Consider the following 8,091-nt stretch of genomic DNA (forward strand, 5'->3'; position numbering starts at 1 on the left):
TCAATGCTAACGAAATAAGACTTATGGGTAAACTAGCTAAAAAACACAATTTTATGATTGTCAAAACGGATATAATTTAAATGACGTCATTGGTAACGGAGTGAAACATCCCGTATCTGGAAGGTCGAGATTCTTCGTTGCACTCAGAATGACAAAGAGAGTAACAATTTGACAGAGATGTTTTACTTATGACACACCCTCATTTTTATATTCTTCAGTGCAAGTTTAGCGCAGCGTAACTTGCGCCAAGACAGGTAAACAGAGAGATCCTTCACTATCGTTCAGGATGACAGGGTATAAGATTTTCTTAACTGAATAACATTGCAGGTTTGCCTCTACGCCAAGCCTCAAAAAAGCTACATTAATTGTTATTAATGCGAATCAGGGGTTGAAAAGCACAGTAACTTATTGTCCCGAAGGGACTGAAGGTGGATAACCACGGACAAAACCCGTGGCAGGAACTGGCTGGAAAATATGTCTCCGTAGGAGGCAAATAGCGAAAATCAATCCCATTCGCCTCCTACGGAGACGGCCTCTCCCTATCCGGTTGTACCCGTAGTTATCCATATTAGCCCACTTCGTGGACTTAGAACCCTGACTGCAAAACAGAAGGTTGATTTATAATAGTATACTGCAACCCTAAGCAACCCTTGATTGGCATTATTATTTAAAACTATAAACTATAATCATTGAAAATGTTAAGAATTACACTTAAAACACAGCTACTGTAAAAAAAGCGATACCTTTGCACCTGATTATGAAAGAATACCGCCTGACAGACTGGCTGCCTACCACAAAAAAGGAAGTGGAACTGAGAGGATGGGACGAACTGGATGTCGTCCTGTTTTCGGGAGATGCGTACATAGACCATCCGTCCTTTGGGGCGGCAGTGATAGGGCGTATCCTTCAATCCGAAGGGCTAAAAGTGGCTATTGTTCCCCAACCTAACTGGCGGGACGATTTGCGCGACTTTAAAAAACTGGGCAGACCCCGCCTTTTCTTCGGGGTAACAGCCGGAGCTATGGACTCGATGATAAACCATTATACCGCCAACAAGCGGCTTCGTTCCGATGATGCCTATACTCCCGGCGGAAGGTCGGATATGCGGCCTGACAGGCCGTCAATCGTTTATTCGAATATACTGAAAGAGCTGTTTCCCGATGTACCAGTAGTGCTGGGTGGAATAGAAGCTTCATTGCGCCGTGTGACGCATTACGATTACTGGGATGATAAACTGCATAAATCGATTCTTGTAGATTCCAAAGCGGATTTGCTGGTATACGGAATGGGAGAATTGCCCCTTAAAGCGATTGTTTCGGAGTTGAAAGCCGGGAAATCATTCGGTGAATTGAAAGGTATTCCTCAAACGGCTTATCTATCTCATACCATTCCCGGTAAAGAGGCTAATGATATTTTCCTCTTTTCCCACGAAGACTGCCTGTCGGAAAAGCTAAATCAGGCGAAAAATTTCAGGATTGTAGAGGAGCAGTCCAATATGACAAACGCTTCGCGCATCGTACAAACCTATGGCGATTCGGCTGTTATTATCAATCCTCCTTATCCGCCCATGAGCGAAAAAGAGATTGACGCGTCTTTCGACCTCCCCTATACACGGTTGCCCCATCCCAAATACAAAGGGAAATCCATTCCCGCTTTTGAGATGATTAAGTTTTCCGTAAACATGCACCGTGGCTGTTTTGGCGGGTGTGCTTTTTGTACTATATCCGCCCATCAGGGTAAATTTATAGCCTCACGTTCCAAAGATTCTATTCTGAAAGAAGTAAAGCAGATTACGGAAATGCCCGACTTTAAAGGCTATCTGAGTGACCTGGGAGGCCCTTCCGCCAATATGTATAAAATGAAGGGAAAAGACGAGAGTATTTGCAGCAAGTGTAAACGCCCTTCATGCATCTATCCCAAAATATGCAAGAATCTGAATGTAGACCATTCTTACCTTCTCGATATATATAAGGCTGTGGACGAAATGCCCCGTATAAAGAAATCGTTTATCGGTAGCGGGGTAAGATACGATATGCTACTCTACCGCAACGAAGACAACCGCCTGAATAAAATTTCGGAGGAATACACCAAAGAACTTATACTGAATCATGTCTCAGGACGACTGAAAGTAGCGCCCGAACATACGTCCGACAAGGTTCTCAGTTATATGAGAAAGCCGGGTTTTGAACAGTTTTATACATTCAAGAAAATATTCGACAAGATAAATAACGAATGCGGATTGAAACAACAGCTTATACCTTACTTTATTTCTTCGCATCCGGGATGTACCGAAATTGATATGGCAGAACTGGCAGTTGCTACAAAGCCGTTGGGATTCAGGTTGGAACAAATACAGGATTTTACGCCGTCGCCAATGACGGTTGCTACCGAAATCTATTATACAGGCTATCATCCATACACATTGGAAAAGGTATATACCGCCCGCACAAAAGAACAGAAACTCGCCCAGCGCCAGTTCTTTTTCTGGTACGATAAGGACTACCGCCCGCGGATTATTAAAGAACTGAAACGGTTGAAGCGGGAAGATTTATTAAGGGAATTATACTGATCCCATTTGTTAAAGATGCCACTCAGGATTTGAGAAATGGCTTGAAAAGCCAAATCTTCATAACCGCGGGTCATCGCCTGCGGAAAAAGGACGGGCAATGCCAGCTGTCTGAAAGACAGGACATACTGTGTGTCCTGCCGCTTCGGGCAGGGGGAGTGTAATTGCCACTTGCTGCGTAAGCTACGCTGCGCTTGCATACGGTTATGAAGATTCTGCCTTTCAGGCAGGTGTTGGGCTGCTTTCAACCCCTGATTCGCATGATTTATCGATTGTGTAGGGGCAGACCTGTGTGTCTGCCCGGATAAATGGGACGAACACACAGGTTCGCCCCTACTATTCGTCTGTTTTCAGGGATTCCATTTCTTTTTTTACTGCTTCGGGCTCTGTCTGCATGCGGTGGTAGAGAAGCAGTTTTTCCAATTTTGTATTCTTTTCTGCTAAGGTAAAGGCTTGTTCGGCAACGTAATTATTTATAGTTTGCTGGCTGCCTTCCTGAAACGTTGAATTATTATTTCCTATACCCCCATCTTGAATATTCTGAGTGTAATCATCTTTATTATAAGTTCCTGTCCCCCCGTTCTCTACATTCTGTGTATAATTATTAATAATATATTTAACAGTATCCTCGTGACTATATGCTTTTATCATTTCGGGAGTAACGCCATGTCCCAATCCTTTAGCCAGACGAACTAACGTTTCATCGTCAACATCCGCCTTACGCAGGATATTGGACAACTGGCTTTCGGAATAGCCCGATTTTTCAGCCAGTTCGTTTTGCTGCAAGCGGAATGCCCGCATCAGGCACTTTATATTTTCTCCTAAATGGATGTTTTCGTTCAGTTCATCTTTTTCCATATCCTATATTCCTATTTTGAAGTATAACAACGTATTACAGAGAATGTTTTTCTAAATCGGGGGAAGAAAATTATCCTATCCTGAAAGAGAATTTACAAATCTAACGAAATTATTAAAGAAACTTTTAACAATCGGCAGTATTTTAGGGCAAATCATCAAAATTTCATGACGGGTATCGTAGGAGCGAACCTATGTGTTCGCCCTTGTTTCGGGCAGACACGCAGGTCTGCCCCTACAAAGTGGAATAGCTATTATAATATACTGAACACACAAAGCAGATATACATTTATTTTTATTGACCGAATAAGAATAAACATTATCTTTAACACTTCAAAAAAACACACCTTAAAGATATAATGAACCATAATTAAATATAAAGCAAATGCGAATCAGTTATTTCTATTTATTCCTGAGCTTGTTAATTTGCCCAAGCATCTTTTCTCAGGAAATTAAGCCCGGTGTATTGTATAAAATAGCCAGCCCTTCGGGTTTTGTCGTTGACAATCTGGACAATCCGGGAAATTCGGCGAACCTTTATCTGTCAAAAAATGAAAAAAACAGGGAGGGACAAGTCTGGAAAATCGAAAAACAGGAAAACGGAAGTTATTTGATTTCCAATCCGTTTATCGAAAAGAGTATTGATAATAACGGGGTTACCGACGGAAAAGGTAACACAGTCATTCAATGGAGCAGCAGTGGTTCGAATGTAAATCAGCAATGGAACTTCAATATGACCGGCACAGGCGCTTATATGATAGTGCAGAAAAACAGCGGAATGGCTTTGGCTTTCTCTGGCGAAGATGCTGCCGGTGCGGCTATATCGCAGCTTCCTAACTCTTCTTTGGCATGGAGGTTAATACCGACCAATGTAAAAGCGCCTAAAGTGGAGAAGCAAAAGCCGAGTAAGAATGATTGGGAAAATGAGACAATCTTCGCTATAAATAAAGAACCCGGCCATGCTACATATTACCCTTTCCCCTCACTGGAGAGCCTGAAAGCGGATAAAACATTTGATAAACCGTGGGAAGAACCTGCATCCCCGCTTTACCGTTCGCTGAACGGCAACTGGAAATTCAACTGGGTAAAACAGCCGTCTGAGCGTCCTGTAGATTTTTATAAGATGAATTATGACGTGTCTTCATGGAAGGAAATCCCTGTCCCTTCCAATTGGGAAATGCATGGGTACGGAACACCTATATATACGAATATAACTTATCCGCATAAGGATAACCCGCCGTTTATACAGCCTCAAAAAGGTTATACTAACGAAACGGAAGTAAATCCGGTAGGCTCGTACCGCCGCGATTTTACAATTCCTGCCGACTGGGACGGTAAGGAGATATTCCTGCACTTCGATGGGGTATATAGTGGCATCTATGTATGGATAAACGGCAAGAAAGTAGGTTACAGCCAAGGGGCAAATAATGTTGCCGAATTTAATATTACAGATTATGTGAAAACCGGGGATAATACAATAGCCGCAGAGGTTTACCGCTGGACGGACGGAAGCTATATCGAAGATCAGGACATGTTCCGCCTGAGCGGTATCCATCGCAATGTATTCGTATTTGCCACGCCTAAAGTACATGTGCGCGATTACTTTTTAGAGTCGGCGTTCGAGGGGGATGATTACAGTTCCGCCACATTTAAAGTAAAAGCCTCTGTAAAAAATTACGATAATAAATCGTCACTGCCTGCCACGGTAAACGTATCCTTACTGGATAACAAAGGAAAGGAAGTAGCCAGCCTGAGCCAACCTGTAGAGGCGCTGGGCGGAGGAAAAGAGCAGGTATATGACTTGCAGGCTACTGTAACGAACCCGTTATTATGGTCGGCTGAAAAACCAAATCTGTACACGGCAGTCGTTACGTTGAAAGACAACAAAGACAATGTCGTGGAAGCGATGTCTTCAAAATTCGGCTTCCGCAAAATAGAGATAAAGAATAAGCGCGTTTATATAAATAACGAACAAGTCTTCTTTAAAGGGGCTAACCGCCATGATATTCATCCTCAGTTTGGGAAGGCGGTTCCTGTAGAATCGATGATACAGGATATACTGCTGATGAAGCAACATAACCTGAATACGATACGTACAAGCCATTATCCTAACGATCCGCGTATGTACGCGTTGCACGATTATTATGGATTGTATGTGATGGATGAAGCTGATCTGGAAAATCACGGCAATCATTCTATCAGCGATATGCCGAGTTGGATTCCCGCTTACAAAGACCGGATGGAAAGAGTTATCCAACGCGACAAGAACCATCCGTCCGTCATCTTCTGGTCTCTGGGAAATGAAGGAGGAAACGGAGCCAACTTTGATGAAATGTATAAGGTTGCCAAGCTGCTCGACCCTTCACGCCCTGTCCATTATGAAGGGAAGAATGAGGTAGCGGATATCGATTCGCACATGTATCCGAGCATGTCGCGTATGGCCGCGTTCGACCAGCAGGATACGGATAAGCCTTACTTCCTCTGCGAATACGCCCACTCTATGGGGAATGCCCCGGGCAACCTCGCAGAATACTGGGATTATATAGAGAACGACTCGCAACGCATGATAGGCGCCTGTGTATGGGATTGGGTCGATCAGGGTATCAATATGTACGGCAAGCCCGCCAATCAATATTATCTTGGCGGGGACTTCGGAGATAAGCCGAATGACTTTGACTTTGTATGTAACGGGCTGACCACACCCGACCGGAGGGTTACAGCTAAATTACTGGAAGTAAAGAAAGTGTATCAGTATATCAAATTCAAACCGTTATCGGCAAGTACCGGTAAAATTGAAATTGGGAACAAATATGATTTCATCAACCTGAATGAATTTAATATCAGTTGGGATGTACTGAAAGACGGGGTGAAATCGGAATCGGGAACAATAAGCTCTATCGATCTGGCTCCGAACCAAAAGACCGTTATCACGATTCCTTACAACAAGAATCTGGATGCAGGCAGTGAGTACTTCCTCAATGTATATTTTACATTGAAGAACGATGCCAGTTGGGCTAAAGCAGGCCATGAAGTCGCCTCCGGACAGTTTGCGCTGACCGAAAGGCAGGCTCTCAACTCGGTTGATGTTTCTTCTATGGGAGACATCAAAGTATTTAAAGAAGGGGATAACCTGACTATAGGCGGATCGGATTTCAAAACCGTATTTAATACTGCTACAGGTATGATGACATCCCTACAGTATAACGCGAAGGAAATTATTTACAATCAGAACGGGTTCAACCTGAACTGGTACCGTAGTGTAAACAACGACAAGTATGCCGACCAGAACTATTATCCTACGGTAAATGACAAGCCTATGTTCACTTATCAGGTATCTCCTGATAATAAATCGGTAACGATCTTCTCTTCTACTATGGCAACTATAAACAGTCCGAAACCCGCAAGAATCCCATATAGCCTGAAATATGTGATATACACGGATGGCACGATAGATATAGACGGCAGCTTTACCCTGCCTGAGGGCAATCCGTTTATTCATCGCCTGGGATTGCAGGTAGTACTGCCCGAGGGTATGGAAAATGTGCAGTATTATGGACGCGGCCCTCACGAAAACTACTGGGACAGGAAGCATTCGGCATATATGGGACAATACCGGACTACAGCGAAAGGTATGGAACAGGAACATTATGTGAGATCGCAAAGCATGGGCAACAGGGATGATGTGAGATGGGTAGCAATAACCGACCAGAATAATAAAGGGATAAAGATATCGTCTAAAGACAGGCTGGGTTTCAGCGCCTTGCATTTTACCGATCAGGCCTTATGGGAGGCCGCACATGATTTCAAACTGGATGAAATCCGTAAGCCTGAGGTGTATCTCAATCTGGATTGCATCCAGGAGGGATTGGGTAACGCGAGTTGCGGGCCACTTACATTGCCTCAGTATATGATTCCAGTAAATCAGAATCTAAGTTATTCGTTCAGGATACAAAATGTGAAATAAGCGAAGGATATGATAATAATGAGAGCTTGTTGTTGACACAGACAACAGGCTCTTTTTTTTATTTTAGGAGGAATAAGTCATAAACATTGTTACAACATTTTCCATATTGTAGCATGTAGGGGTAGCGGCTTGTCCCTGCCCGTTTCCTGCGACTGCGGGCAACCACAAGGGATTGCCCCTACTTCCCGAAATGTGGTTAACTTCTTTCGTCCCTTCTTTGTAAAGATTCTGCAAAATATTTGTAAATCTAAACTTTAAGTCCTATGTTTACCTTTTAGTCATAAGTTGATTGTTTTTTAAAAGAAAGGATTGCGTATGGGGAGACTTATCATTGTTTGATCATTAAGAAAAATGGATTTCTTATAGTTTGTAACAGATTAAAACTTAATTATCATGGGAAGGTATAAGAAATGTAGGACAATACAGAAGATTTCATACGGTGTGTTCTTTCTATATATACTTATTTTAGCAGTGGGCAAGTTCAGCTTTGGCGAATATGTGGAGTATGTCCCTTATTTTATTACGATTCCGTTTATTCTCTATTGTGCTGTAATGATTGTTACAGAGGTTATGGTTCGTAAAAGTAAAGATACGAGATTACTGAAAGAAAACAGGGCAACCGCATCAAAATTTCATCATAATTTGTAGAAATGTTATCTTCGCTTCATGAATAGATTCATCTCTCCCTATTTTGCTGAAGTTACAG

The 8,091-nt window shown here is 42.7% G+C and carries 4 protein-coding genes; 3 read left to right on the forward strand and 1 reads right to left on the reverse strand.

Annotation, left to right across the window (positions count from 1 at the left end; genetic code table 11):
• The first annotated feature begins 757 nt into the window (after nt 1-757).
• Nucleotides 758-2,569 (forward strand): YgiQ family radical SAM protein, encoded by a 1,812-nt coding sequence (locus tag D0T84_RS20230; protein WP_163309666.1) that lies wholly within the window; start codon nt 758-760, stop codon nt 2,567-2,569.
• Between the two features lie 333 nt (nt 2,570-2,902).
• Here the strand turns inward: D0T84_RS20230 and D0T84_RS20235 are convergent, their stop codons facing one another.
• Entirely contained in the window at nt 2,903-3,424 is a 522-nt protein-coding gene (locus tag D0T84_RS20235) for a helix-turn-helix transcriptional regulator (protein WP_163309663.1), read from the reverse strand.
• Nucleotides 3,425-3,806: 382 nt separating this feature from the next.
• Here D0T84_RS20235 and D0T84_RS20240 point away from each other — a divergent pair, with 382 nt between their 5' ends.
• Nucleotides 3,807-7,385, forward strand: a complete 3,579-nt coding sequence (locus D0T84_RS20240; RefSeq protein WP_163309664.1) for a glycoside hydrolase family 2 TIM barrel-domain containing protein — start codon at nt 3,807-3,809, stop codon at nt 7,383-7,385.
• Between the two features lie 393 nt (nt 7,386-7,778).
• A complete protein-coding gene (locus tag D0T84_RS20245; protein ID WP_163309665.1) occupies nt 7,779-8,033 on the forward strand; it encodes a hypothetical protein in 255 nt (84 codons plus the stop codon).
• Nucleotides 8,034-8,091: the final 58 nt, after the last annotated feature.

Origin of the sequence: Dysgonomonas sp. 521 (assembly GCF_010501055.1) — a bacterium.
Classification (GTDB): domain Bacteria; phylum Bacteroidota; class Bacteroidia; order Bacteroidales; family Dysgonomonadaceae; genus Dysgonomonas.

Coding starts and splice junctions, on each gene's coding strand:
- D0T84_RS20245 (WP_163309665.1), top strand. CDS start 7,779: ATGGGAAGGTATAAGAAATGTAGGACAATACAGAAGATTTCATACGGT.
- D0T84_RS20230 (WP_163309666.1), top strand. CDS start 758: ATGAAAGAATACCGCCTGACAGACTGGCTGCCTACCACAAAAAAGGAA.
- D0T84_RS20240 (WP_163309664.1), top strand. CDS start 3,807: ATGCGAATCAGTTATTTCTATTTATTCCTGAGCTTGTTAATTTGCCCA.
- D0T84_RS20235 (WP_163309663.1), bottom strand. CDS start 3,424: ATGGAAAAAGATGAACTGAACGAAAACATCCATTTAGGAGAAAATATA.